This is a genomic window from Delftia sp. ZNC0008, from assembly GCF_000799035.1.
In the GTDB taxonomy this organism is placed as follows: domain Bacteria; phylum Pseudomonadota; class Gammaproteobacteria; order Burkholderiales; family Burkholderiaceae_C; genus Comamonas; species Comamonas tsuruhatensis.
Map to the genome: position 1 here is coordinate 1 of NZ_JTKZ01000388.1, position 22945 is coordinate 22945.

Annotated in this window: 32 protein-coding genes and 1 tRNA gene; 13 read left to right on the forward strand and 20 right to left on the reverse strand. The window is 64.5% G+C overall.

The annotated features are described in order from the left end of the window. A partial coding sequence (locus L995_RS12885; protein WP_047472113.1) for an ankyrin repeat domain-containing protein occupies positions 1–397 on the forward strand: 397 nt, incomplete at its 5' end. A gap of 55 nt (positions 398–452) precedes the next feature. On the opposite strand, the gene msbA is transcribed toward L995_RS12885, so the two are convergent. Then, positions 453–2270, reverse strand: coding sequence for a lipid A export permease/ATP-binding protein MsbA (gene msbA / locus L995_RS12890; RefSeq protein ID WP_016452860.1), 1818 nt, complete (start codon positions 2268–2270; stop codon positions 453–455). Between the two features lie 189 nt (positions 2271–2459). Here msbA and tolB point away from each other — a divergent pair, with 189 nt between their 5' ends. The 5 genes from tolB (at position 2460) to L995_RS12915 (ending at position 6153) form a co-directional block, all read left to right on the forward strand. After that, positions 2460–3779, forward strand: a complete 1320-nt coding sequence (tolB, locus tag L995_RS12895; protein ID WP_016446823.1) for a Tol-Pal system beta propeller repeat protein TolB — start codon at positions 2460–2462, stop codon at positions 3777–3779. A gap of 78 nt (positions 3780–3857) precedes the next feature. After that, on the forward strand, positions 3858–4400 hold the full coding sequence (pal, locus tag L995_RS12900; protein WP_016446824.1) for a peptidoglycan-associated lipoprotein Pal: 543 nt from the start codon (positions 3858–3860) through the stop codon (positions 4398–4400). After that, the gene (gene ybgF, locus L995_RS12905; RefSeq protein WP_034363943.1) at positions 4400–5182 is read left to right on the forward strand and encodes a tol-pal system protein YbgF; all 783 of its coding nucleotides are present in this window, start codon (positions 4400–4402) and stop codon (positions 5180–5182) included. Before pal ends, ybgF begins: the two co-directional genes overlap by 1 nt. Continuing rightward, entirely contained in the window at positions 5182–6009 is an 828-nt protein-coding gene (locus L995_RS12910) for a tRNA threonylcarbamoyladenosine dehydratase (protein ID WP_047472114.1), read from the forward strand. Before ybgF ends, L995_RS12910 begins: the two co-directional genes overlap by 1 nt. A 68-nt stretch (positions 6010–6077) precedes the next feature. Then, positions 6078–6153, forward strand: a tRNA-Lys gene (locus tag L995_RS12915). 99 nt (positions 6154–6252) lie between these two features. On the opposite strand, the gene L995_RS33045 is transcribed toward L995_RS12915, so the two are convergent. The 18 genes from L995_RS33045 to L995_RS13000 form a co-directional block, all read right to left on the reverse strand. After that, a complete protein-coding gene (locus L995_RS33045) occupies positions 6253–6540 on the reverse strand; it encodes a hypothetical protein (protein WP_156136055.1) in 288 nt (95 codons plus the stop codon). Continuing rightward, complete coding sequence (locus L995_RS12920) at positions 6537–6920, reverse strand: hypothetical protein (protein WP_047472115.1); 384 nt, start codon at positions 6918–6920, stop codon at positions 6537–6539. The genes L995_RS33045 and L995_RS12920 overlap by 4 nt, the downstream gene beginning before the upstream one ends. Further along, positions 6917–7747, reverse strand: coding sequence for a hypothetical protein (locus L995_RS12925; RefSeq protein ID WP_156136056.1), 831 nt, complete (start codon positions 7745–7747; stop codon positions 6917–6919). The genes L995_RS12920 and L995_RS12925 overlap by 4 nt, the downstream gene beginning before the upstream one ends. Continuing rightward, on the reverse strand, positions 7744–7950 hold the full coding sequence (locus tag L995_RS33050; RefSeq protein WP_047472117.1) for a hypothetical protein: 207 nt from the start codon (positions 7948–7950) through the stop codon (positions 7744–7746). The genes L995_RS12925 and L995_RS33050 overlap by 4 nt, the downstream gene beginning before the upstream one ends. Then, positions 7943–8224, reverse strand: coding sequence for a hypothetical protein (locus tag L995_RS12935; protein WP_047472118.1), 282 nt, complete (start codon positions 8222–8224; stop codon positions 7943–7945). Before L995_RS12935 ends, L995_RS33050 begins: the two co-directional genes overlap by 8 nt. Beyond that, a complete protein-coding gene (locus L995_RS33815) occupies positions 8218–8814 on the reverse strand; it encodes a hypothetical protein (protein WP_197065137.1) in 597 nt (198 codons plus the stop codon). The genes L995_RS12935 and L995_RS33815 overlap by 7 nt, the downstream gene beginning before the upstream one ends. Before the next feature lie 67 nt (positions 8815–8881). Continuing rightward, positions 8882–10315, reverse strand: a complete 1434-nt coding sequence (locus L995_RS12945) for a DEAD/DEAH box helicase (RefSeq protein ID WP_047472119.1) — start codon at positions 10313–10315, stop codon at positions 8882–8884. Beyond that, complete coding sequence (locus L995_RS12950; RefSeq protein ID WP_047472120.1) at positions 10312–10536, reverse strand: hypothetical protein; 225 nt, start codon at positions 10534–10536, stop codon at positions 10312–10314. Before L995_RS12950 ends, L995_RS12945 begins: the two co-directional genes overlap by 4 nt. A 3-nt stretch (positions 10537–10539) precedes the next feature. Next, a complete protein-coding gene (locus L995_RS12955; protein WP_156136057.1) occupies positions 10540–10812 on the reverse strand; it encodes a hypothetical protein in 273 nt (90 codons plus the stop codon). 11 nt (positions 10813–10823) lie between these two features. Beyond that, a complete protein-coding gene (locus tag L995_RS12960) occupies positions 10824–11102 on the reverse strand; it encodes a VRR-NUC domain-containing protein (protein ID WP_047472122.1) in 279 nt (92 codons plus the stop codon). Further along, the gene (locus L995_RS12965; protein ID WP_047472124.1) at positions 11102–11653 is read right to left on the reverse strand and encodes a 3'-5' exonuclease; all 552 of its coding nucleotides are present in this window, start codon (positions 11651–11653) and stop codon (positions 11102–11104) included. Before L995_RS12965 ends, L995_RS12960 begins: the two co-directional genes overlap by 1 nt. Continuing rightward, positions 11650–11871, reverse strand: coding sequence for a hypothetical protein (locus tag L995_RS12970; protein WP_156136058.1), 222 nt, complete (start codon positions 11869–11871; stop codon positions 11650–11652). Before L995_RS12970 ends, L995_RS12965 begins: the two co-directional genes overlap by 4 nt. An 86-nt stretch (positions 11872–11957) precedes the next feature. Further along, positions 11958–14072, reverse strand: a complete 2115-nt coding sequence (locus tag L995_RS12975) for a hypothetical protein (protein ID WP_047472126.1) — start codon at positions 14070–14072, stop codon at positions 11958–11960. Then, positions 14069–14503: a deaminase gene (locus tag L995_RS12980; RefSeq protein ID WP_047472127.1), complete on the reverse strand. Its 435-nt coding sequence runs from the start codon at positions 14501–14503 to the stop codon at positions 14069–14071. Before L995_RS12980 ends, L995_RS12975 begins: the two co-directional genes overlap by 4 nt. Before the next feature lie 62 nt (positions 14504–14565). Further along, complete coding sequence (locus L995_RS12985) at positions 14566–15501, reverse strand: recombination-associated protein RdgC (protein ID WP_047472128.1); 936 nt, start codon at positions 15499–15501, stop codon at positions 14566–14568. A gap of 103 nt (positions 15502–15604) precedes the next feature. Continuing rightward, complete coding sequence (locus tag L995_RS12990; protein WP_047472129.1) at positions 15605–16291, reverse strand: ssDNA-binding protein; 687 nt, start codon at positions 16289–16291, stop codon at positions 15605–15607. A gap of 61 nt (positions 16292–16352) precedes the next feature. Then, a complete protein-coding gene (locus tag L995_RS12995) occupies positions 16353–17744 on the reverse strand; it encodes a DUF2800 domain-containing protein (protein WP_047472130.1) in 1392 nt (463 codons plus the stop codon). Positions 17745–17812: 68 nt separating this feature from the next. Continuing rightward, a complete protein-coding gene (locus L995_RS13000) occupies positions 17813–18475 on the reverse strand; it encodes a hypothetical protein (RefSeq protein ID WP_047472131.1) in 663 nt (220 codons plus the stop codon). Positions 18476–18648: 173 nt separating this feature from the next. Between L995_RS13000 and L995_RS13005 the strand changes: the two genes are divergently transcribed. From L995_RS13005 to L995_RS13020, 5 genes are read left to right on the forward strand one after another with little or no spacing between them, the layout of a single operon-like run. After that, on the forward strand, positions 18649–18843 hold the full coding sequence (locus L995_RS13005; protein WP_046238170.1) for a hypothetical protein: 195 nt from the start codon (positions 18649–18651) through the stop codon (positions 18841–18843). Then, on the forward strand, positions 18836–19147 hold the full coding sequence (locus tag L995_RS13010; protein ID WP_047472132.1) for a hypothetical protein: 312 nt from the start codon (positions 18836–18838) through the stop codon (positions 19145–19147). The genes L995_RS13005 and L995_RS13010 overlap by 8 nt, the downstream gene beginning before the upstream one ends. A gap of 1 nt (position 19148) precedes the next feature. Further along, positions 19149–19418 (forward strand): hypothetical protein, encoded by a 270-nt coding sequence (locus tag L995_RS33055; protein ID WP_156136059.1) that lies wholly within the window; start codon positions 19149–19151, stop codon positions 19416–19418. Next, a complete protein-coding gene (locus tag L995_RS13015) occupies positions 19415–19741 on the forward strand; it encodes a hypothetical protein (protein ID WP_197065138.1) in 327 nt (108 codons plus the stop codon). Before L995_RS33055 ends, L995_RS13015 begins: the two co-directional genes overlap by 4 nt. Next, positions 19738–20073: a winged helix-turn-helix domain-containing protein gene (locus L995_RS13020; RefSeq protein WP_047472135.1), complete on the forward strand. Its 336-nt coding sequence runs from the start codon at positions 19738–19740 to the stop codon at positions 20071–20073. The genes L995_RS13015 and L995_RS13020 overlap by 4 nt, the downstream gene beginning before the upstream one ends. A 214-nt stretch (positions 20074–20287) precedes the next feature. Here L995_RS13020 and L995_RS13025 read toward each other — a convergent pair whose 3' ends face one another. Continuing rightward, positions 20288–20725, reverse strand: coding sequence for a hypothetical protein (locus L995_RS13025; RefSeq protein WP_156136060.1), 438 nt, complete (start codon positions 20723–20725; stop codon positions 20288–20290). A 173-nt stretch (positions 20726–20898) separates the two neighbouring features. Between L995_RS13025 and L995_RS13030 the strand changes: the two genes are divergently transcribed. Both L995_RS13030 and L995_RS13035 read left to right on the forward strand, forming a co-directional pair. Beyond that, positions 20899–21165, forward strand: coding sequence for a hypothetical protein (locus L995_RS13030; RefSeq protein ID WP_047472137.1), 267 nt, complete (start codon positions 20899–20901; stop codon positions 21163–21165). A gap of 110 nt (positions 21166–21275) precedes the next feature. Further along, a complete protein-coding gene (locus L995_RS13035; RefSeq protein WP_047472138.1) occupies positions 21276–22787 on the forward strand; it encodes a DNA cytosine methyltransferase in 1512 nt (503 codons plus the stop codon). The last annotated feature ends 158 nt before the right edge of the window (positions 22788–22945 follow it).

Consider the following 22945-nt stretch of genomic DNA (forward strand, 5'->3'; position numbering starts at 1 on the left):
CCGCGTGGCCTGCATCAAGGGCCACCTGGACCTGGCCAAGGAACTCATACGCCGGGGCGCCGATGTCAACCGCCCCGGCTGGACACCGCTGCACTACGCCACCTCTGCCGACCTGCCCCAAACGCTGGACATCATCAAGCTGCTGCTGGACAAAAGCGCCTACATCGACGCCGAATCGCCCAACGGCACCACGCCGCTGATGCTGGCTGCCCAGTACAGCAGCGAAGCCGTGGTGGACCTGCTCATCGCCGAAGGCGCCGACGTCATCCTGCGCAACCAGCGGGGCTTTACCGCCGCCGACTTCGCCAGGCAGGTGGACCGCCAATACATGGTCGACAAACTCACCAAGGCCATCAAGGCCGAACGCAAGACCCAGCCCTCGCGCGGGAGCTGGTAGCCGCCAGCTGCAAGCCGCAAGCGAAAGCGGCATGGCCGCCCCCAATCCTGTCCGCTCAGGTGGCGTGGTTCCTGCTCAACCTGGCATACAGCCCGTCGCGCGCCAGCAGTTCGGCATGCGTGCCTTGCTCGGCGATGCGGCCGCGCTCCATCACCACCACACGGTCGGCATGCTCGATGGTGGACAGCCGGTGGGCGATGACCAGGGTCGTGCGGCCCTGCATCAGCCGTGTCAGCGCCTCCTGCACCAGGCGCTCGGATTCGTTGTCCAGTGCCGAGGTGGCCTCGTCCAGAATCAGGACCGGCGCATCCTTGTACAGCGCCCGCGCAATCGCCAGCCGCTGGCGCTGGCCGCCGGACAGCTGGCTGGCGTTGTGGCCCACCACCGTCTGCAGGCCCTGGGGCAGGCCGCGCACGTGCGAGCCCAGGTTGGCGGCGTCCAGCGCCGCCCACAGCAGTGCCTCGTCTTCCACGCCACCCAGTGCCACATTGGCGGCAATGGTGTCATTGAACATCACCACATCCTGGCTGACCATGGCGAACTGCTGGCGCAGGGCGGCCAGATCCCATTCGGGCAGGGGGGTGCCGTCCAGCAGCAACTGCCCATCCGTGGGCTGCAGAAAGCGCGGCAGCAGGTTCACCAGCGTGGTCTTGCCCGCGCCGGAGGGGCCGACCAGGGCCACTACCTCGCCCGGGCGCACGCGCAGGTCCACATGGCTCAGGGCGGGCGCCTTGTCCTCGCCAAACTGAACGGACACGTCGCGCAGCTCGATCTCGCCACGCGCCTTGCCGGGCACCTGGGTGCCGCCGGTCTCGTCGCCCGAGCCTTCGAGCAGGTGCAGGCCGCGCTCCAGCGCCGCCACGCCACGCGTGATGGGGTTGGCCACATCGGCCAGGCGGCGAATGGGGGCAATCAGCATCAGCATGGCCGTGATGAAGGCCGCGAAACTGCCCACCGTCACATCCTGCACATTGGCCGCGGCGGCTCCCGTGCCCCGGCTTTGCCACAGTGCGATGCAGATCACGGCCGACAGGGCGGCAGCGGCCAGCAGTTGGGTCAGCGGCGTCATCGCGGCAGAGGCGATGGTGGCCTTGATGGCCAGCTTGCGCAGTTGCCCGCTCAGGCCGCCAAAGCGCTTTTGCTGGCCCTGCTGCGCGCCATGCAGGCGCACCATGCGGTGGGCCAGCACGTTCTCCTCCACCACGTAGGCCAGGGAATCGGTGGCTTCCTGGCTGATCTTGGTGATGCGGTACAGGCGGCGCGACAGCGTCTTCATGATCCAGGCCACGCCCGGCACCACGGCGGCCACCACCAGCGTCAGCTGCCAGTTCAGATACAGCAGGTAGCCCAGCAGCGCCACCAGGGTGAAGCCATCGCGCGAGATGCCCAGCATGGCCTGCACCAGCAGGGTGGAGCCGGTCTGCACCTCATAGACCACGGTGTTGGACAGCGATGAGGCCGACTGGCGCGAGAACAAGGCCATGTCGGCCGCCAGCAGCCGCTCGAACAGGCGCCTGCGCAGCGCCAGCATGCCCTCGTTGGCAATGCGCGCCAGCGCGTACTGGCCCACGAACTGCGACAGGCCCCGCACCAGGAACACGCCGATGATGGCCAGCGGCACCGACCACAGGGGCAGCGTGCCGTCGGTGAAGCCGCTGTCCAGCAGCGGCTGCAGCAATGCCGGTATCAACGGCTCGGTGACCGCACCCACCAGCGTGGCGGCCACGGCCATCGTCCAGGCCAGGCGCTGACCACCAAAATAGGGGGACAGGCGCTTCAGGCGCTGCGACAGGGTCAGGGTGCTGGCGAGATCATGGGCCGCCGGTGCGGCGGACGGCGCAGGGGCCGGCGGCGGTGAGGATGGTGCGTGCATGAAGCGCGGATTTTACGGCGGGCTTGCCTGGGGCTGCCCCATGGGGAACCGATGCGGCTGGCGGGGATCGACAAAGCCTGGGCCGACAGACCCTACAGTGCACGTTCTTACATCGTGACGCATCCAGTGTGTGTAACATTCGCACCTGTGCAAGTACCGGGGTCTTCCCGTAGATATTGATGAATGCCAATGACTATTGACCGACTCCTTTCTCCTTCCTCCCTGGCGGCCGTGCCGCGCCCTTCGCGCCGAACCCTGCTGGCCGCTCTTGCCTCCACTCCTGCAATTCCCGCGCTGGCCCAGTTCCGCGTCGAAGTGACGGGCGTGGGCCTGACCCAGTTGCCCATCGCCATTGCAGCATTCAAGGGAGAAGGGCAGGCGCCCCAGAAGATCTCGGCCATCATCCAGGCCGACCTGGAGCGCAGCGGTCAGTTCCGCGCCGTGGACACGGCCGGCGTGCAACTCGATGAAACCTCGCGCCCCGATGTCGCCATGTGGCGCCAGAAAAGCGCAGATTCCCTGGCCGTGGGCAGCATCACGCGCCTGGCCGATGGCCGCTACGACGTGCGCTTTCGCCTCTGGGACGTGGTCAAGGGCCAGGACCTGGGCGGCCAGGGCTTTGCCGTCACCACCGGCGACCTGCGCCTGGTGGCCCACCGCATCTCCGACTACATTTACGAGAAACTCACGGGCGAGAAAGGCGTGTTCTCCACACGCATCGCCTATGTGACCAAGGCAGGAAGCAACTACCGCCTGTGGGTGGCCGATGCCGATGGCGAGAACGCGCAGTCCGCCCTGTCCAGCCCGGAACCCATCATCTCGCCCGCCTGGTCGCCCACCGGCACCCAGCTGGCCTACGTGTCCTTCGAGTCGCGCAAGCCCGTGGTCTATGTGCACGATGTGGCCAGCGGCCGCCGTCGCCTGGTCGCCAACTTCCGGGGCTCCAACAGCGCGCCGGCCTGGGCGCCCGATGGCAACTCGCTGGCCGTCACGCTCAGCCGTGATGGTGGTTCGCAGCTGTACCTGATCAGCGCCCAGGGCGGCGAGCCCCGCCGCCTGATGCAAAGCAGCGGCATCGACACCGAGCCGAACTTCTCCAGCGACGGCCGCTCCATCTACTTCGTCAGCGACCGTGGCGGCGCCCCGCAGATCTACAAGGTGCCGGCCTCCGGCGGCAGCGCGGAGCGCGTCACCTTCACCGGCAACTACAACATCTCGCCCAGTGTCAGCCCCGATGGAAAGTGGCTTGCCTACATCTCGCGCGTGGGCGGCGGCTTCAAGCTCCACGTCATGGACCTGGGCACCGGCACCGTGAATGCCATCACCGACACCACGGCGGACGAAAGCCCCAGCTTCGCTCCCAACAGCCGCCTGATCGTCTACGCCACGCTGCAGCAGGGCCGCGAGTCCCTGATGACCACCACGCTGGACGGCAAGATCAAGGCGCGGCTGGCAGGGCAGGGCGGAGACATCCGCGAGCCCGACTGGGGTCCGTTCCAGCGCCAGTGATAGCCCGGCTTCCTCGATTTCTTTTCAGTCAACAAGTCAACTCAGCACGAAGTCCATCCGGACATACGGAGATTTTTCATGATCACCATCAAACGACTTTCCCTGGCACTTGCAGTCACCGCACTCATGGCAGGTTGCAGCTCGGGCGTCAAGCTCGACGAAACCCCGGTCACCGACGCGGGCGCCTCCAGCACGGGCCAGGGCAGCGGTGCCGGCACCGGCAGCACCTCGCAAAGCGGCATCTCGGGCGTGGACCTGACCGGCTCGGCTGCCGACAAGGCAGGTCCCCAGGGCGTCAGCCGCATCGTCTACTTCGACTTCGACAGCTACGTCGTCAAGGCCGACGCCCAGCCCCAGATCGAAGCCCATGCACGCTTCCTGAAGGCGTCTTCTGCACGCAAGGTCCAGATCGAAGGCCACACCGACGAGCGCGGCGGCCGCGAATACAACCTGGCCCTGGGCCAAAAGCGCGCTGAAGCCGTGCGCCGCTCGCTGGGCCTGCTGGGCGTGAGCGACGCGCAGATGGAAGCCGTGAGCTACGGCAAGGAAAAGCCTGCCTCCGAAGGCCATTCCGAAGACGCCTACGCGCAAAACCGCCGCGCTGAACTGTCCTACCGTTGATGAACATGCAGCGCTCCCCGATCCTGCATCGCACCGCGCTGCGCACGCTGCTGGCTGCCGGCCTGATGGCCGGCTACGCCGCCAGCGGCCATGCTGCGCTGTTCGGCGATGACGAGGCGCGCCGCGCCATCCTCGAAATGCGCCAGCGTGTCGACAGCATGCAGCAGTCGCAGCAGCGCATGACCGAGGAAAGCGCGCAAACGCGCCGTGGCCTGCTCGAACTGCAGTCGCAGATCGAGCAGCTCAAGTCCGAGCAAGCCAAGCTGCGCGGCCAGAACGAGCAGCTGCTGCGCGATGTGGCCGAGCTGCAGCGCGGCCAGCGCGACATCGCCAAGGGCGTGGACGAGCGCCTGCGCCAGTTCGAGCCGGTCACGGTGACGGTGGACGGCCAGGAATTCGCGGCCGACCCGGCAGAGAAGCGCGACTTCGAAGCCGCGCTGGCGCAGTTCCGCGCAGGCAGCTTTGCCGAAGCCGGCACGGCATTCTCGTCCTTCCTGAACCAGTGGCCCAAGAGCGGCTACGTGCCCTCGGCACGCTTTTGGCTGGGCAACGCGCAGTACGCCAATCGCAACTACAAGGACGCGATCTCCAACTTCCGCGCGCTGCTGGCGGCAGCCCCCATGCATGGCCGGGCGCCGGAGGCGGCGCTGTCCATCGCCAACTGCCAGATCGAGATGAAGGACACCAAGGGCGCGCGCAAGACGCTGGAAGACCTGATCAAGGCCTATCCCAACGCCGAAGCCACAGCCGCGGCCAAGAACCGTCTCGCCAGTCTCAAGTGATGAACGACACGGTCTCTTCATCCCTTCCGGGAGAAGACAAGACAGCGCCTGAAGCAGGCGCTGTTTTTTCTGATGCCGACCTGCAGCGCCGCTTCGGCGGCCTGGAGCGCCTGTATGGCGTGCCGGGCGCCGCGCGCATCCGCGCCGCGCACGTCGTCGTGGTGGGCATCGGCGGCGTGGGCTCCTGGACCGCCGAGGCGCTGGCGCGCAGCGGTGTGGGCGAGCTCACACTCATCGACATGGACCATGTCGCCGAGTCCAACATCAACCGCCAGATTCACGCGCTCTCCACCACCGTGGGCCAGGCCAAGATCGAAGCCATGCGCGATCGCATTGCCCAGATCAACCCGGCCTGCCGCGTGCACTGCATCGACGACTTCGTGGATCCGGACAACTGGCTGCGCCTGCTGCCCCAGAACGCGGACGCCGTCATCGACGCCTGTGACCAGGTCAAGGCCAAGACTGCCATGGCCGCCCATGCGCGCGCCACGCGCCAGTGCTTCATTTCGGTCGGAGCGGCCGGCGGCAAGCGCCTGGCGCACAAGGTGGACATCGAAGACCTCAGCGCCACCACGCACGACCCTTTGCTGGCCCAACTGCGCTACCGCCTGCGCCGCGAGCATGGCGCGCCCAAGGAAGGCAAGCGCATCGGCATCGCCTGCGTCTTCAGCCGCGAGGCCGTCGCCCCGCCCGATGCCTCTTGCGCCATCGAAGGCGACGGCACGCTCAACTGCCATGGCTACGGCTCGGTGGTAGCCGTCACCGCCACCTTCGGCCAGTGCGCCGCAGGCTGGATCATCGATCAACTGAGCCGCATCAAGAATTGAGGCGTAAAATTTGGTGCTAGAATCTATGTCTTCGCTGAGCAGCATCTGATGCATGCAAAGCGTGGTTCGGGTCTTTAGCTCAGTCGGTAGAGCAGCGGACTTTTAATCCGTTGGTCGCGAGTTCGAATCTCGCAGGACCCACCAAGAATTCTTGAATAAAAACAAGAACTTAGAACAAAAAGCCCGCTGCTGAAAAGTAGCGGGCTTTTTCATTTTTAAGGTGCCGTAGCCGTGGCGTAGCCGTCAATCCGAATTTTGAGGTGTTGATTGCGTGCCTCGCGCAGGGGTGTTGTACTTGCCGTCACGGCGGGGGCGCAGTGCGATCAATTCGCCGCGATCAGCGCGGGCCAGTAGCTGCTGGCGCAGCCATCTGTACTGCGGGTCGGCACGGTGCCCGTCTTCGGGCAGGATCAGACACGCAGCCATTCGTACGCCGTACAGTGCGGCCAGCTCGCTGGCACCGATGAAATGCCGATCGCCATCGGTCCGCGACGGGACCACCCCTGGGCACAGTAGGTATCGCGCTTTCATACACACTCCCTGATCTCCGGCACGATCTCGCCGACGCGGTAGCCCAGACTCTGGAAGTGCTGCAGCGCCTCGGTACGCAACATCTCGTGCAGTCGCGGCGGCAGGGCCCAACGCCGCATGCTGTGTCGGCTGCGGCGCGGCAACTCGGGGAAGGCAATCCTCGGATCTCGGCCGCACTGCTCCAACAGGCGCCGGCCTTGCGCAGTGGACACGCCAGGCACTTCACAACTGCCGATCTCCACATGGCCCAAGATAGGGTGTTCCAGGAGGCGGCGCTGATTTCCTTGGAAGTGCTGCAGCAGACTGGAGCGCATGTTGCGGCGGGCGGCTTCAACAACGGCAGCCGGAATGAAGATGTAGGGGTCGATGCGGTCGGTCATGGTCGTTCCTTACCTGAGCAACGCTCACCGGGTGTCAACTCGGCTTCTGCCTTGCCGCACACCCTGCACAGAGCCAGACACACTTGGCCGTTTCGGTCGCGGATCGACGCAGGCGCATCCTTATCCCAGTCGCCATAAAGCACATGACCGTCAGGGCCTGCTGGCGCAGGCATCTGCACGATGGGCATAGAGGGCGAGTTCTTTATTGCGTTGAGCAGCTTCGCCTCGTCGGCCGCCGATAGGGAGGGTATGACCACAGAGGCTGTTTCGAGCGCGAACAGGTGGCGAAGCCAGGACTGTGCGCCAGCCTTGGTGAGGTGTCCCTGTGCCTCGGGCTTGGTGGCCCATTCCGGCGCGTGGTCCCAGCCGGCGGCCTCCATGTGTTCTCGCATGCGCGCCACAGTCAGGCCGGGTTGGCCGTACAGCAGCAGAAACATGCGAACGGCTTGGTTCTCGCCTTCGTCATCCTGCAGGTCTTCAAGGGCTGGCGCAGAACAGATAGCCTTCGCAAAGCGCTGCAAAAAGCCGCCCGTGACCAAGAAGGCTTCCTCGCCCCATGGCTTCTTGGATTGGGCGTCCGGGTAGAACTTAGCCGCGCCGGCCGCCAGCGCTGCTTCCTTGATCGCTTCGTCGCTGATTTCGCGCTCTTTGGCAATCTCGGCCCACTCCGCAGCGGCCCAGCGTCGAACCAAGGTGGAAAAGTTCGGCCCGAACAGACCTGCAGTCAGGTCATACCCGCCATCTTTCTCATCTGCCAGGAGCGCGGCCACAATCTCTCCGGCGAGGGCCGTCACAGCCATGCCCGGCACTTTGGTGTCTTGCGTCATTGCGCCACTCCCTTCGCCCGCTGCGCCCGGGCGTGGTCATCACGGCAGTCTGCGTCGCAGAAGCGCAGACCGGAGGCGACAGGCTCGTCGCACCAGTGGCACAGGCCGTTGGCGGCCGGGCCGGGGTTGCGCCGACTGGCTGCCAGGCGCATAGGTGCCTCGCGCTCATCGCGTTCGGCGGTGATGTCTGCTTCGTCAGCCATGGGTTGTCTCCGGTTCGTTCCCCGTCGCCGCTTCCACGGCCTCGCGCAAGTCGTAAGCCGGCGAGCCGATGACGCCCTTGGCGCCGTCGGTCACCGCCCAGGTGTCGTCATCACCGTTCATGCCACGCAGGCACTGCAGGGAGTAGCCGCCTGCCTCCAGGAAGTCGAGCAACTGGGTGTCGCGGCCGGTGGCCGAGCCCCGGGCCAGGCCGGCCAGGTAGCCGGAGAACAGCAGCGCAACGCCGCCGAGGATGGCAAAGACGGCGGTCAGCATGCGGCACCACCTTCACGGGCCTTGGCCTCGCACTTGAGCGCGGCATAAGCCACGCAGTCTTCACCGCTGTCCTGGTGGTAGCCGTCGCGCGTGAAAAAGCGCACGTCTTTCAGGATCTGCATGAAATGCCACCCCTGGGCCTCGGTCATCCCAGCGCCGTGGAACTGGTTGAAGATGGCCACGGTCTGGGCCATCGACCGTTCGCCTTCGGGTTTGTCGTAGGTGGCTGCACGGTCGCGCAGGTGGCCGGCTGCAGCTTCCAGGATGTCGGGCGCCCGGCCGGGAAGATCCGCTGCCGCCAGCTCGATGCTCTCGACCGGGAGGTCTACCGCCTGAGGCACCGGTGTGGGGGCCGGTTGGCTGATGAGTTCGACGAGATCCAGCCCCGAAGCCCGCTGGATGTGATTGCCGCCTTCCGAGGTCCAGTAGATGGGTGCGGGGTTGGGGTAGGCCCCGATAAAGGCGCCTCGTATAGGGTAGGGATACCCTTCATGGACGAAGCTACTGCCTACGTCCTTTATTTCGAACATCGCCCCGCCTCGGGTCCTCCACCGCTGGCCGACCGCCAGCTCTATGCCGTTCACTGACATTTCGCACCTCCTTTGTTGAATGCGAAATTCAGTTTAGCAAAACGAAGCGAAATGCGAAAGTATTTCGCTAAGTTTTGCGATATTTCTTCAACCCCTGGCGCAGCGCCTCGTCGACTGACACACGGCTGCGCAGCCGGTACATCGCGGACTCTTCCACGGTGTCGCGCGCCACGATCCGGTGGACGGTCACCGTGCGGTCGTAACCGGACTGCATCTGGCGCGTGGGCCCGATGCGTTCAATCGCTTGGGCATCGTTCTCGGCGGACCAGTTCGTCGAGAAAAAGACGCACTGGCTTGTGCCGTGCTGCAGACCGTCAACGCCGTGGCCGGCGCTGGCCGGGTGCACAACCAGCATCTGCAGGCGCCCGGCCTCGAAGTCTTCTTTCGCGCCCTTGTCGTCAAGCGTGCGTGCCTTAGGGAAGGCCTTTCGGATGCGGGCGAGATCGCTCTTGAAGTGGTAGAAGACCAGCAGCGGCATGCCCAGGGCCTCTTCCACGACAGACTTCAGCGCTTCAATTTTCTCGTCGTGCACCAGCGCCCAGTTGCCCTGGTCGTCGGTATAGGCCGCGCCGCTGGCGATCTGCAGCAGCTTCTGGCTCTTCGTGCCTGCCGAAAACGCCTCGATCAACTGGCCGTCGATCTCGGTCGCCAGCTCGCGCGCCATCTCGTCATACTGCCGCTGCGCTGGCGCTGGCAGATCCACGTAGATCACGTTCTCCTGCGGCTCGCCTACGTCGACCCAGTCCTTGATGTCGACCACCAGCGTGATGTCGCGGATGGCGTTGCGAATCTGATCCTCTGCAAAGGGCATGGGCTCGATCACTTGCTTTTGCGGATCTGAACCGGGCACCGAGCGGAACCAGCGGTGTGAGAAAGCCGTGAACGAGTTGCCCAGGCGGTGACCAGCGTCGAGGAACCAAGACGGCCCCCAGAGCGCTTCCAGGCCGGCCAAGGCCGGCGTGCCGGTGAGATTCACCCAGCGCTGCACCCGGGTGTGCGCTACGCGCGCCAGCGCCTTCGCCCGGCTGGCGCCTTGGCCGGCCAGCCACTTTTTGCCGGACTTCTTGTGTGTCTGGATGGAGACGCGCAGGCCGCGCAGCTTTGTGGACTCGTCCACGACCACCATGTCGAACGGCCACTCCAGGCCGTAGTTGTCCACCAGCCAGTCCAGGTTATCGAAGTTGATCGCGGTGATGTGGCAGCCGGCCTGAATGGCCGCGCGCCGCTTTTTCTCGTCGCCGATGGCGACAGCGATGGTCATCCAGCCGAAGGACTGGCCGAAACTGGCGATGGCGTCGCGCCAGGTGTCGCGCGCCACACGCTTCGGGCCGATGACCAAGATGCGCCGGACCACGCCGAACAGCAGAAGGACGGCCAGGGCTTCCAGTGTGGCAGCAGTTTTCCCAGAGCCCATGCCAGCGAACACATTGCCCCGCGGCACCCGGAGCATGTGCTCTGTCATTTCCGGCTGCCACGGGCGGGGCGTGTACCGCTTGGTCATTCGGCCGGCGGCAGCAGGATGTCAGCAACCCGGCGCAGAGTCCGCGCCGCATACGCGAACAGCTCAGGATCGCCCACGGCCTCCACCTGGCTGACGATGAAGGTTGCAGCCGCGCCGATCGAGATGTCCAAAGGCTGGCCGGCCGCCGTGACGGACAGGGCGGCGGTGAGTTCGCGCAGCGCGGTGTCGCGCTCGTCTGAGTTGGGGGGTAGGGTGGGCATGGTTCAGACCTTTTTATCGACCAGCAGCCAGCCCGAAGGCACCTTTTGATATTCAATCTCGCCGGATTTGCGCAAGGCTTGGAGTCGAGAATCGAGAAAACGCCATTCGTCCTTGGATTTGTTCCCGCCGGGGCGTGCGTGTTCTACGCTGACGAGGCGTTCGGTCTCCGCTCGTATCTCAGGCTGCGCGAAGAGCTCAGCGAAAGTAGGGTATTTCCGCAAAAGAGAAAGAATCAAATTGTCGAGCTTGGCATAGTTGTGTTTGAAAGAGGGCATTGCAGATTCCATCAGGTGGATTGGCTGTCGATGACATCGACGGTGAAACCCAACGCGCGCAATTCAGCATGGCGGCGCAATTGGTCGGGGCGTGGTGTGCCTTTCGGCTTTTTGTATTCCACGAAGCGGAAATAGCGGGCCACGATCTCTTGATGCTCGGGTGGAATAGGATTGAGCAAAATGTCATCGGGCATGCCGTTACGCCCTGGACTGACAAACTTCAGCAGCAGACGGCCCGCCGCCTTGTGGTTTTTGCGGTCTGCGCGCTCAATGGCAGATTCACGCGGCATCAGGCTTCCTTATTGCGGTTCTTGATTTTGAAGAGATGCGCAACCTGGAATTGCGCGTCGGCCAAGGCGTTGTGAGCGCCTGCACCTTTTTCGCCCGGGTCATATTCAATATGCGGAAACATATTGCGCACGGTGCGGAAGTCGCGCTCGTTGGTGAAATACCAAGGCGCCTTCAGACCCAGCCGCTGGAATGCGCCGCCCACAATCGTCAGGTCGAACGTCGAAGAGTTTCCCCAGGGGCGCACGTCGTCGTGACGGCAGGTCTGCGCGATCCAAGCGGCAAAGTCGGCGAGTACCAGGTCGATGGGCTCGCCGCCGTAGGCCACAGCCTTGCGTGCCTCGTCGCCCTGGCGCAGCCACCAGAGCACGGTGCCTGCGTCGATGGAGCCGCCGTGCTTCACGCTGGAGGCGAGGTTGATCGTGCGGTTGAACGTCGGCCCCAGGGTTTGGGTGTGCAGGTCAAAGAAGACGGCGCCGATCGACAGGAGCGCACCGGCCGGCGGAAGCCCCATCGTCTCGGTGTCGATCATCAGGTCGAAGAACTGAGTCATCGTGCCTGGCCCTTGAACAGATCTTTGAAGACACCGTCGAAAGGATGGCCCTGCCCAACAGGGCGGGTTGCCTCCAGGCGGGCATGGGCTTCGCGCCAGCGCTGCAGCTCTCCGGCCAGGGCGATGGCGTCTCGTGAGAACTGGTCGCGGTTGATGGTCATCCCGTCCAACTGCCGATTGGCGCGCTGGACGAGGGAGTCGAGGTCGGGGTAAGGCACGGCTGGCTCCTTGGGTGCGAAATTCATAACGCAAATGCTAAATGAAATATCGCAAAAAAGAAAGCCCCTTGCGGGGCTGTCGAGCATCAGTCTTTTTTGTACCTATAGGCCTCGAAGCCGGCTGCAGCAAGCGGGAGGTCCGGGGCCCACGCGGGGTTGGTGGCCAGGATCTCGACGAGCCCGGCCGCCGTAAAGTCGTCGGTGTCGGGCACCTCCGTCAAGGCCTCGTCGTGCACCGACAGCACCGGCAGGTAGCCGCGGTTCTCGGCGACGGCCATGGAGGGCGCCAGGATGTCGCGTGCGATGGTCTGGCAGCAGTTGCCGGTCATCTTGCCGCCGTGGGTGAAGACGCGCACCCACTGGCGCGTGGTCTTGCCTTCCTCTGACGCCTCGCCCCAATACGCGATGGTCTCGTCGCGCCCCCGGCCGACAATGTGCGGCTCGAAGTACGTCAGGAACCGGCCGCTGGGCAGGCGCACGACCAGCCACTTCTGCCCGCGGTGCGATACCGTGCGCAGCTTGATGAAGGGTCCGGCGGTGAAAACGGAGCCTGGGTTGCGGATAGCGTCCTTGGCCGCGCCGCCCAGGGCGTACCAGAACTTGCTGGTGGCCGGGTGCCGCGCGCGCCAGGCGAGCTTGCATGTCTCGCTGGCCACCCACTCGATTTCGTCGATCTCCAGGGACTCCAGTTGGGGGTGGCCCCAGGAGGCCAGGTTCTCCCATGCCTTGGCGACGTGCTGGGCCGGCACCATCTGCTGGATGGTGTCCCAGAAGTCGGCCATCTTCAGGCCGTAGCTGCGCGCGAACGTCTGGTATCCGGCCACGCCCCCCTGGTAGCCGGAGGCCAGGTCGGGGACCTTGCCGAAAGCGTTGCGGTTCTTGCCCTTGATCTGCCAGGGGTCCCCGCCGATGATGGTGGCCGCAGTGATGCAGTACAGATCTGGCCCAGTGCCTGCGTCGTAATCGCGGAAAGCCTTGAGCTTCCATTCCTCCCGCGCGATCCAGGCTAGCACCCGGCCCTCGATGTTCGACAGGTCGGCCACCACGAGCTTCTTGCCGGGGGCGGCCACCACGCAACCGCGCAAGGCAGCGGCGCCCAGCAGCATCAGGTTGTCGAAGAACAGGGAGTGAGTGCCCATCTTCAGGTGTTCGATATAGTCTTCGATCACTTCAGCCGAGGGCAGGCCCCGGGACGGCAGGTTCTGGGGCTGGAAGAGTCGGCCTGCCCAGCGCCGCGTGCGGCTGGCGCCGGCGAACTGCAGGCCTCCGCGGAATCGCCCGTCAGGCGACACGGCGGGGTCCAGGGCGGCGTACTTCGCCGTGCTCGTCTTGTTGCTGGCAATGGCCAACTCCATCATCTCGCGCACGTCGGCCGGCAGGTCCGGGTCCCGCAGCATTACCTGGAAGGTGCCGGCCTGGGTGTTGTCGAGTTCGTAGCCCAGGCGCTCGCCGAGGTACACCCGGAATTTCTCGCGCTGGCCGGGGGTTAACTGTCCGCCGGACAACTGCGCGAAGCGCGTGGCAATGCGCGCCTTCTCTTCTACAGCCGCCCGCGCGCCAGCGCGTGTCAGCGCCTGGTCCACCTGGAACCCCCGCTGGTTGATCCGCTGGTCCAGGTGCCACTCGGCGATAGCGGAGGCGTCCCAGTTCCAGGCGGGCATGCGGCGCACGCACTCGCGCATGGCGGTGATGTCGTTGGCGGCGTACTGCTTGAAGCGCTCCCACTCGGCCGGGTGGGTGAGGCGCGTGGCGCGACGGATCTTGCGATTGTCCGGCTGGGGCTGGGTGAACAGGCGCACCAGCTTCTTGCCGTCGGCCAGCTTTGCCATGTCCGCTGGGACCTTCAGGACCCGGCACAGATCGGCGAGGCCGCCGGGCAGGGCGTGCGACAGCGCCATTGCCATGCTGCACCGCCAGCGCTCGTCCGCGATGCGTGGCAGATGCGCCTGGGCCGGGCCGTTGTGGATCGTGCGGTCAAAAAATGCGTTGTGGGCCCAGGCCTCGCTGTCCTTGTCCTCCATGGCGTAGAACAGCTCGTCGTGCATCTCTTCGGCCGTGCAATCCCAGACGCGCGCCGGTCCATCCCCGATGGCATAGGCAACCAGCAGGTCCTCGGCCACCTCGGCATATCGTGCCGTGCCGACCTCTTTCAGATCATGCTCGGACCAGGTCTCGCGGTCGAGCCAGAGAGGGGCGGTCACAGCTCGCAACCCTCGATCTGCACGCCGGCCTCTTCGAACAGCATGCGAGCCTCGGTCAAGCTGGCTGCCCAACGGGCGTCAAAGTCCGGCCGGACGATGTAGACCACCCGGCGCACGCTGCGTTTGGCCAGAATGCGCAGGGCACAACCGGCGCAGGGGTGGTGCGTGACGTACACGGTGCGCACGACGAACGAGGCATTGGCCAGGGCGTTCTCTTCAGCGTGCAGCGTGAGCGACAGCTTCAGGTCGCGGTTCTGCAGGCGCTCGTCGGTGTCTGCGATGCCCGGCGGCAGGCCGTTGTAGCCGAAGGCCACCTGGTTCTTGGTGTTGCCCACGGCGACGGCGCCGACGCGCGTGGAGGGGTCCTTGCTCCAGATTTGCCCGATGGCTTCGGCCGTGGCGAGGAATTTGCGGTCCGTCTGATTGATCACTTTTTGCTCCCTTGCGTTTTGGCAGCAGCCCGCGCGAGCAGGCCGCTGGCGAAAGGCAGTGGTCAGCCGAACAAGCTTTCAAGCGATGCCGGCAGATCCTGGCCCAGGCCCGTGCGCCCTTCTCCGCCCAGCGCCTCGATCAGATCGGGGATGAGCTTGGACAGCTCGCCCGTGGCAATGGCCACATCGGCATCGAAGCCGCCATCGTCCTGCGACTGGCCTTCCATCACGGCATCGAGCAGCGCGATCTTGCGGATCTGCAGGCCTTCGGTCAGCACGAAGCTCACGCGGTCGTCCCAGGTCAGCGCCAGGCGCGTGGGCAGCTTGCCGTGCTCGATGTGCTGGCGTACCTCGTCGATATCCAGAGGGTGGCGCGCGTATCGCACCCCGGCCTTGGACTCGTCGGCAGCCTTCAGTTCGCATTCGCGGTCGACGGAAAAGAGAATCGGTGTGTCTTCCGTGGCCAGCCAGTGCGCCATGGCGGCCTGGGGGCTGGTCTGGGTGTCCAGGAGCGCAAGAGCGAAGCCGGGGAGGGATTCCACCAGCAGGCTGACAACTTCGTCAGCGCGCGCCTGGCTGCCCGTGTCGAGTGCCAAAATGCGCTTCTGGGGGTCGATCCAGACCCACATGGCGCCCTGTTTGGTGAACGCCAGAGGCAGCAGGTCGAGGCGGGCTTCGTCCTTGAGATCCTTCTTTTCCCTCTTGCCGGGCTTGCGGCCCTCGGCAGCCTCGATGGCGTCGGCCTTTTCTTGCACCTTGCGCGCCAGCACGCTGGCAGGCAACATCTTGGCCTCGGTCATGAAGCGCATCACCCACTGGCCGCCGATGTTTTCTACGAGCGCACCGTGCTCTTCGCGACGTGGCGGCACCCAGCCGGCAGAACGTTCTTGCGTCAGGCCGCATTCAGCGAACGGAGACTTTGCGAGGGCAGCTTCCAGCGCGGCGAAGTCAGCAACCCACGAGGCTGCGATGCGGTAGATGATCAGGTTTTTAAACATGTTGGCTCCCTTCCGCGCAGCTTTTTGATCGTCATTTCCAGTTCCTTTTTGAAAAACCCCCTGCCACTGGCAGAGGGTTTGTTTCACGAAGTGCGCGCAGGCCTTAGAACAGGGCGTTGGCGTCGACGGTCTCTTGCGTGACCTCTTCTTCGCCGAAGCCTTCTGCGGAAGTGGGACCTGCGCCGAAGGGCTCACCGTCACGCGCGAACTGGATGGCCTCCAACTTTGCATAGACCTGGTTGGGGATCATTTCGCCGCTGGCTGCCTTGAAGGCCTTGCCTGCGACGAACTGCACCTTCAGGTTGACGTAGCAGCCGCGATAGGGAGCCTTGAGCACGTAGCCCAGTTGGTCCGTCACGTCGATGCCGTTGACCATGCCGCGGCCGTCCTCGGTGATCGTCACAAACTGGTTGTTGAGCAGCTTGGGCGCAACGATCTGCGGGCGCTGCTTGTTGGAGGCACTGATGAACAGCTGATCCTTGAACTCGGGGCGCACGTTGCCGCCATCGTCGATCTTGGAGTTGCCGTCGCGGACCGCCTTGCTATTGGCGCTGATGTTGGCGACCACGTTCTGCGCATTGGGGCCCCAGAGTTCCGTTGCTGCAGCGAGCAGCGCTGCGCGCGCCACTGCGGTTGCTTCGGAGTCCTTGGGGAACAGGGCGACGACCTTGAACTTGGGTTCAGTCTTCTTGCCGTTGATCTCGCCGGCCGCCGCCTGGAAGATGTCGGCCCACTGCAGACGCACGTTTTTCAGGATTACAGGCTTGCTGGATGCGAAGTTCGATGCCATTTTGATTTCCGATCTTTGAGATTTACAAGTTGGCTTTTTGCGTATCGATGGCGCTCGGCAATCACTCGCCGAACAAAGCCGCCATAGGGTCAATAGGCGTGGGCGCGTCCTCGAAACCGTCTGCTTTGCACAGTGCCGGTCGCGGGTCTGTAGCCAAGGCGATCTGCGGTGCAGACTCGCCCTGGGCGATCAGCGGCTGCAGGTCTTTCCACTTGCTGGGTGGAAGCTCTGCAGGCTGCGGGGGTTGGCCTTTGGGGGGCCGTTTTTGTTTGGACATCGCCTCGGCCATTGCCGGGCTGATGAGCTGGAAGAGGTACATGCGGTCGCGCGGGATGCGAGCGGCATGCAGCACTGCAGCGGCAGCCTCTTCGTCACGCCAGGTGCGCTTGGCGGCGCGGCCGGGCACGAGCTTGTATGGCACGCCGTCGTTGCGCACCACTGGTTCTCCGTTCTGCAGCGCGCGGTAGGTGGCCTCTTCGACATCCTTGGCCCACTGCTGGACGAACGGCACCAGGGCGTATTGAGAGCCCAGCTTGAGCGGGTCGGGCCGGCGCAATATGCCGCTGTCTGCCTCGCCGAAGCCGTCGAAGACCGTGCCCAAGGCCTTCGAGGTCTGCGCGTAGCAGTTGCCTTTGGCCCGGCAGAAAAAACAGTTGTCGTAGTCGGGGACGAAGCGCGGTGCGGTGCGCGTCTCTTCAGCCTTGGCGGCCAGGAATTTTTCGACCTCGCGCAGCTCGTCGATGGTGCAGGTGAAGCTGTCGGTGTGGCCGATGAACGGCTGCACGATGGTCATCGTGACCGTCTTGACCTCGCCGAAAACATCGTGTGCATGGACTGCGCCGAGGGCGTAGCTGGCCATCTGCAGGTTGGGGCCCAGCAGCAGCGGCAGGATCTCGCCCGTGATGAAGTCCACAGACTCGTGGCGAATCACCTTGCTGGCGTGGACACGCTTGCGGCCGAACTTCGAGTCCATGACATGGAGCCAGTCGGCGCCCAGCAGGATCACGTCGGCGCTGCCGTAGGCGTCTTCCTCTCCGGTGAACTGACCGATGGGCACGCGCTGCTCGACCAGCAACTCGCCGCCCAGCAGCTGGTGCTGCTCCCGGATGAAGGTCACGGCCGAAACGACCGCGTCGATCATTTCCTGGGTGACTTCGACCTCGGCCTCGACTTGAACCGCTGCGGCCATGCCTGCATGGAACTCTTCGTTCCACGTCTCGCCCTTGCTATCGCTCTCTGGGTGCGACCAGAAAACCAGCTTCGCGCCCAGGTATACCTGCGGGTCGCGGTCGGGGTTGAGCAGCAGTTCCTCCTGCACCTGGTGGCAGGTGGTGCCGGCGCGCGAGGCGTCGCTGTTCTCGTTCGGGATGCCGTCCTGCGCCGCAGGGCTGGCCGTGCACGAGGTCCAGCGGTCTGCGCTGGATGGCGATAGGCGGGCGTGTTTCTTGGACATGGGCGTGTTGGGGAGACAGCTACTTCGCAAACCCCCTCATGGAAGGGGCTTGCTGGAGGGGTTGTCGATCAGCCGAACAACGGGTCCACTTCGGCGCCGGCGCTGGGGTTCAGCAGGCCGTTGACGTGAGCCAGGATTGCGGCGTTCTGGCCCAGGTCCTTCAGGGCGGGCACGTTGGCAGCGCCGGGCTTGAACTTCTGGACGGTGGCCATCACCGCAGTGGCGCCGTGCGCAGGGTTCTGCGCCAGAGACTTCAGGCCGGCGACCACTTCGTCCCAGGTGGGTTCAGCGGCGCCCGAAGTCGCGGCCGAGGCAGTGGCCTGTTGGGCTGTTGCAGAAGGCGCGGTACTGGCACTGGTCTGTTGCGTGGCGGCAGCTTTCTCCGCAGCGGCGAACGCTTCCTTCTTGGCCAGGTAGTCGGTGCTCGACACCTGCGAGAACTCGTTTCCCTGGGGTGCGGCCTCGCCCGGCTTCTGTGCGAACACCAGCTTGTGGGCGTCGCTGGCCCAGTACACCGTTCCCGCCGGGTCGCCATCGACGACATGAGCGGTTTGGGTGCCGGCCGAAGCAGCGGCGGCAGCGGCTTCGTCTGCCTCGATCTCTGCCTTGGTGCGGCGCTTGCGGGTGCCGGTGGCTGCGGTTTCGCCGGCGACTTGCTGGCCGGACTGGAATGCGGCCAGCAGCTGGCGCAGCAGGTTGTTGGTCTCGTCAATCTTCGCTTCGATGGTCATGGTTGGCTCCGTAAAAACTTGCGAAATTGCGTTTGCGGAGCCTGCATTGTGCACGACATTTCGCGTTTGCGAAATAGCCGAGCCAAGTTCGTGGATTTTTGCGACACGATTTTGTGAAAAGCGAAATTCAACGCTAAAGTGCGCCCATCGCAAACACAACCAAGGAGGCTGCGATGTTCGCTTTCCTCAAGCCGCGCACCGTGGCGCAGCTGCGTGAGCAGCAACTGAAAGAGGCTGAAAGGTCCCTGCTTACTTGGCAGGCTTCCCTCGAAGACGCCACCGCCATGAGCAAGATGTTTTCGGAGCGCGTGGCGCGCCTGCGCGCAGCAGTCGCCGCACAGCAAGCCGCCGAGGGCACCCGTGGCTGAGCGCATCACGCAACAGCAGTCCCTCGCGCTGCAGCAGCTGCTGCGAGAAAAGCCGATGGGGTACGCCGACCTGGAGCTGGCCACCCGCATGGCCGCCCGGCGCCTGGCGCGCTGGATCAAGAAGCATCGCGCTGATCTGCACGTGTCCGCCTGGGCCCCCGACAAGAACGGCCGGCTGTTCGTGCCGGTGTTCGCCTGGGGTCGCCAGCCGGACACACCGCGCCCGGGGCGTGCACTCACCCCCGCGGAGCAGATGCGCAAGACGCGCGCCGCGCGCGGCCGCGCAGTTGCAGGGGCTCGTTGAGATGCCGCGCCGCTTCCGCTGCCCTGCATGCCGCACGCGGCGCACGTCGTTCGTGCTGCTGATCAAGCACTGCTCCGACCACAGTCACGCCGTCTGCACCTGCGGGGGCTACCACTACGCGCACCGGCCGGGCTCCCCGTGTTGCGAGCGCAACCCCATGGCTCCTGTGCACGGCGCGCTGCGTGCAGGGGCCGACAACGACGATGCTTGGCGCCTGACGATGGACATCGTCTGGGAGACGCCGGGCAAACCAATGGAGAAATGGCGATGACACCTGAGCAACAAGAGCGGCTGGAGAAGCTGCTGCGCACCCACGAAGGGCGCCTGCAAGACGTGGCCAAAAAGCATGGTCGCAGCCAGGTCAGCGACGCCGCGCTGCAGGTGACCCGTCTGCGCCAGCGAGGCGCCGTTGTGGCATTGGTACGAGAGCTGATGGCCGAGCATGTGCGCTCGTTGCCTGCGGCGCCAGCCAGTGCAATCAAGGATGCCTTGCGTTCGCCTGGCTGGCTCACCCACGCCCAGGCCTGGGACGCAACCAGTGCGGTGGAGCGAGTGCTGATCGACCACGGAGTCTGCGGAGTGGCGAAAGCATGAAGCGCTCAGGAAAGGTTGGCGCCTTTGCATACGCCCAACTCATCAAGGCCCTGCACGAAGGGCCTTACTCGCGCGCCGAGTTGGCAGAGATCACCGGGCTGCACACCCAGACAGTCGGTCACTACGTCGACGAGCTGCGGCGTGCGGGACAGGTGTTCATTGCCGCCTGGGACCAGCCGGCCGACGGCGGCCGTAATCTGGTGGCGTGCTATCAGCTCGGGCAGATGAAGGACGTGCAGCGCCCGAAGATGAGCGGGGCGCAGCGTACCGCCGCGTGCCGTGCACGGAAGCTGCAAGGCCTCGTGACCTGGCCTGGAGGTGTCCATGCGTAGCCCGAAGAAAGGCCGTACACCCAGCGGGCTGGAATCTCTGGGCCGGCTGCAAACCATCCACTGCCTGCGTTGCGAGAAGGAGAAAAGCGGGGAGGGCGCGCGGCCGTTCAAGGCCTTCAAGGTATGCGCTGAGTGCTGCCAAGTCCTGGATTCTCTGCCTGTGGCGGCCAAAGATGCGGTCTCGCGTTAACACCCGTCTCCCGGCGGCTGCAGATCAGCGCAGCAGGCGAACGACTTGGCGCAGTTTGCTTTCGCGCGCCTGGCCCGCGTGTTCTGCAGCCTCGTCGTATGCCACGGCCACCAGGTTGGCGAAACGATCGGTGGGCAGAGAGACCTTTTCCTCTTCCAGCAGCCGGTTGACCAGTGTGATCACCTGGGCGAGCTGGCCGGGGTCGATCTGTGTCGTCACGACAGCCGATTGGGCTGGCAATTCAGGCGCAGCTTCCTTGTCCAGAGATCCTTCCTCCAGCTCCAAAGCCTTTTCCAGGCGCCGCATGGTCTTCTCGGTCGGCGATCTCGTGGGGTTCGGGCCGAAGATCTGGCTGAGGAAAGCTGCGTTTGCGTAGCCCATCTTTGCCGCCGCCTTATTCACGCCGCCAACGGCTTCCATTGCTTTGCGTGCATTTGCGATACGGAGGCTGGTGAGATCCATGGTCTGTGTCCTGAAGTGATTCGCATCAACGATAGCGAATACCGAAGTATTTTACAAGCTGACCTTGTAAAAAATGTGAGCATAGAATCGTTGCTAGGCTTACGTTTATCGCGTGTGCTATACGCTTGCGCGTGTTATTGTGCAAACGCTAAATGAATGCGACAATTCAGCACATGCGACAACCTCTCCCCCCTCCATCCACGCCGCTCCTGGCCCTGCTGCGTCAGCTGGGCTCGGATGAGCGCCGAAACGACTTTGCCACCCTGGCCGGCACGACTACCGCCTATCTCTACCAGTTGGCCACCTGCAAGCGTGGCGCCTGCCGTTCTCGCCTCGCCAAGGGCATCTCCGACGCATCGCTGGTGATGCATAAACGCCACGGTACGGAGATCATCACGATGGACACGCTGGCGAGCATGTGCCCTGTGGATCGGAGCTGAGCATGTACGTCCGATACCAACAGTGCGCCAAGTGCGGCCAAAAATTCCTGATGCCTCGGGTTCTGTGGAACCACGAGCTGTTCTGTCAGCCCAAGTCGGCCGGCTGACCCATGCGATTCCTATCCCTCTTCAGCGGCATCGAGGCCGCGAGCGCAGCGTGGGCGCCGCTCGGGTGGGAGTGCGCAGGCGTGGCGGAAATTGACCCGTTCGCCTGCGCCGTACTTGCTGCTCGGCACCCGCATGTGCGAAACCTGGGCGACATCACCAAGATCACCGAGATGGACATTGCCTCCCTTGGCTCGGTGGACCTCGTGATTTTCGGATCTCCCTGCCAGGATCTGTCGATCGCTGGCAAACAGAAAGGACTTGCCGGTGAACGCTCTGGCCTCTTTTTCCCCGCCATCGACATCATCACCTGGTCCCGGCTCTGGTGCGGAACTCGATTTGCTCTTTGGGAAAACGTGCCCGGAGCCCTCAGTTCCAACAAAGGGCGAGACTTTGCAGCAGTGGTTGACTCATTGGCAGGTCTGGACGGAACCACCGTCCCCCCCAAAGGCTGGGGTACGGAAGGCTGCGCAGTCGGCACAGAAGCAATGGTCGAATGGTCAACTCTGGACGCGCAATGGTTCGGAGTGGCGCAGCGGCGCCGTCGCGTGTTCGCTCTCGCAGATTTTGGAGACTGGGCCGGTCGACAGCCGATTCTTCTTGAGCCCAAAGGCTTGCGCGGGGATTCTCCGCCGAGCCGAGAAGCGGGGCAAAACATTGCCGGCAGTCTTACAGCAAGCGCTGGGCGCCGTGGCGGAGTCAACGACCCTGAGCGCGGCCAGCTCGTAGAGACCGTTGCAACGCTCGATGCCAGCTTCGGGCGTCTGCAAGGGGCCAGTGGCCAGGACGCAAACCACGGGCACAGCCACCTCATTCCACAGACGGCGCATACGCTGCGCGGTGAAGGCTTCGACGCCAGCGAGGACGGCACGGGGCGCGGAACACCGCTGATCCCCATTCCCTTCGACACCACGCAGATCACCAGCGCGGCCAACTACAGCAGCCCCAAGCCTGGTGATCCGTGCCATCCGCTGGCGGCCGGTGCACACGCGCCCGCTATCGCCTTCGACTGCAAAGCCTCCGGTCAGAACGGCTTTGGTGTAGGGCCTGTGACCTCGACGCTTCGGTCGATGGGCCACGCGGGTTCTCATCAAAATGGCGGGGGCCATGCAGCGGTGGCGTACAGCACCAAACTCCACAACACGGCCAGCAACCAGGCGGGCAAGGTGTACCCCGAGTACACAACCGCTCTTGATGCCAACAGCCCGCCGCCAGCTTTGTTATCCACTTGGGCGGTGCGCCGTCTCACCCCCGTTGAGTGCGAGCGCCTGCAGGGATTTCCGGACGGACACACGCGCGCCCCGAACTGGTCGGGCTGGCGCGCCATGGACGACAGCGAGACGCCCGACCAGTGCATGGCTGCTGGACTCGAGGTTCGCCAGAACAAAAAGACGGGGCGCTGGCGCGTCAAGGATGTCGACGGCCCTCGCTACAAGACCCTAGGCAACTCCATGGCGGTGCCCGTGATCCGCTGGATAGGGCAGCGCATCGAGACAGCGCTGCTGTTCGCCTCGTAGCGCAATCCCCCTCAGCCAAGACCGACGCGCTGCCGTCGGTCTTTCTTTTTGTTATTTCGCAAATGCGATATACAATTTAGCGACGCCAGCCTACATCCACAGCATCCGCAGAACCCCGTGGGCAGGGGCCTCGAAGTCCTCGTTTTGCGGCGAGGTCA

What these genes read in the sequence shown, in the direction of transcription:
- pal (WP_016446824.1), top strand. Translation starts at nt 3,858, where the DNA reads ATGATCACCATCAAACGACTTTCCCTGGCACTTGCAGTCACCGCACTC.
- L995_RS33055 (WP_156136059.1), top strand. Translation starts at nt 19,149, where the DNA reads ATGCCGCGCCGCTTCCGCTGCCCTGCATGCCGCACGCGGCGCACGTCG.
- L995_RS33815 (WP_197065137.1), bottom strand. Translation starts at nt 8,814, where the DNA reads ATGTCAGTGAACGGCATAGAGCTGGCGGTCGGCCAGCGGTGGAGGACC.
- L995_RS12965 (WP_047472124.1), bottom strand. Translation starts at nt 11,653, where the DNA reads ATGACTCAGTTCTTCGACCTGATGATCGACACCGAGACGATGGGGCTT.
- L995_RS13005 (WP_046238170.1), top strand. Translation starts at nt 18,649, where the DNA reads ATGTTCGCTTTCCTCAAGCCGCGCACCGTGGCGCAGCTGCGTGAGCAG.
- L995_RS33050 (WP_047472117.1), bottom strand. Translation starts at nt 7,950, where the DNA reads ATGGCTGACGAAGCAGACATCACCGCCGAACGCGATGAGCGCGAGGCA.
- L995_RS12950 (WP_047472120.1), bottom strand. Translation starts at nt 10,536, where the DNA reads ATGCCCACCCTACCCCCCAACTCAGACGAGCGCGACACCGCGCTGCGC.
- L995_RS13025 (WP_156136060.1), bottom strand. Translation starts at nt 20,725, where the DNA reads ATGGATCTCACCAGCCTCCGTATCGCAAATGCACGCAAAGCAATGGAA.
- L995_RS12985 (WP_047472128.1), bottom strand. Translation starts at nt 15,501, where the DNA reads ATGTTTAAAAACCTGATCATCTACCGCATCGCAGCCTCGTGGGTTGCT.
- ybgF (WP_034363943.1), top strand. Translation starts at nt 4,400, where the DNA reads ATGAACATGCAGCGCTCCCCGATCCTGCATCGCACCGCGCTGCGCACG.
- L995_RS12955 (WP_156136057.1), bottom strand. Translation starts at nt 10,812, where the DNA reads ATGCCCTCTTTCAAACACAACTATGCCAAGCTCGACAATTTGATTCTT.
- L995_RS12995 (WP_047472130.1), bottom strand. Translation starts at nt 17,744, where the DNA reads ATGTCCAAGAAACACGCCCGCCTATCGCCATCCAGCGCAGACCGCTGG.
- L995_RS13030 (WP_047472137.1), top strand. Translation starts at nt 20,899, where the DNA reads ATGCGACAACCTCTCCCCCCTCCATCCACGCCGCTCCTGGCCCTGCTG.
- L995_RS12945 (WP_047472119.1), bottom strand. Translation starts at nt 10,315, where the DNA reads ATGACCAAGCGGTACACGCCCCGCCCGTGGCAGCCGGAAATGACAGAG.
- L995_RS13020 (WP_047472135.1), top strand. Translation starts at nt 19,738, where the DNA reads ATGAAGCGCTCAGGAAAGGTTGGCGCCTTTGCATACGCCCAACTCATC.
- msbA (WP_016452860.1), bottom strand. Translation starts at nt 2,270, where the DNA reads ATGCACGCACCATCCTCACCGCCGCCGGCCCCTGCGCCGTCCGCCGCA.
- L995_RS12920 (WP_047472115.1), bottom strand. Translation starts at nt 6,920, where the DNA reads ATGACCGACCGCATCGACCCCTACATCTTCATTCCGGCTGCCGTTGTT.
- L995_RS12925 (WP_156136056.1), bottom strand. Translation starts at nt 7,747, where the DNA reads ATGACGCAAGACACCAAAGTGCCGGGCATGGCTGTGACGGCCCTCGCC.
- L995_RS13000 (WP_047472131.1), bottom strand. Translation starts at nt 18,475, where the DNA reads ATGACCATCGAAGCGAAGATTGACGAGACCAACAACCTGCTGCGCCAG.
- L995_RS13035 (WP_047472138.1), top strand. Translation starts at nt 21,276, where the DNA reads ATGCGATTCCTATCCCTCTTCAGCGGCATCGAGGCCGCGAGCGCAGCG.
- L995_RS33045 (WP_156136055.1), bottom strand. Translation starts at nt 6,540, where the DNA reads ATGAAAGCGCGATACCTACTGTGCCCAGGGGTGGTCCCGTCGCGGACC.
- tolB (WP_016446823.1), top strand. Translation starts at nt 2,460, where the DNA reads ATGACTATTGACCGACTCCTTTCTCCTTCCTCCCTGGCGGCCGTGCCG.
- L995_RS12960 (WP_047472122.1), bottom strand. Translation starts at nt 11,102, where the DNA reads ATGCCGCGTGAATCTGCCATTGAGCGCGCAGACCGCAAAAACCACAAG.
- L995_RS13015 (WP_197065138.1), top strand. Translation starts at nt 19,415, where the DNA reads ATGACACCTGAGCAACAAGAGCGGCTGGAGAAGCTGCTGCGCACCCAC.
- L995_RS12910 (WP_047472114.1), top strand. Translation starts at nt 5,182, where the DNA reads ATGAACGACACGGTCTCTTCATCCCTTCCGGGAGAAGACAAGACAGCG.
- L995_RS12935 (WP_047472118.1), bottom strand. Translation starts at nt 8,224, where the DNA reads ATGCTGACCGCCGTCTTTGCCATCCTCGGCGGCGTTGCGCTGCTGTTC.
- L995_RS12990 (WP_047472129.1), bottom strand. Translation starts at nt 16,291, where the DNA reads ATGGCATCGAACTTCGCATCCAGCAAGCCTGTAATCCTGAAAAACGTG.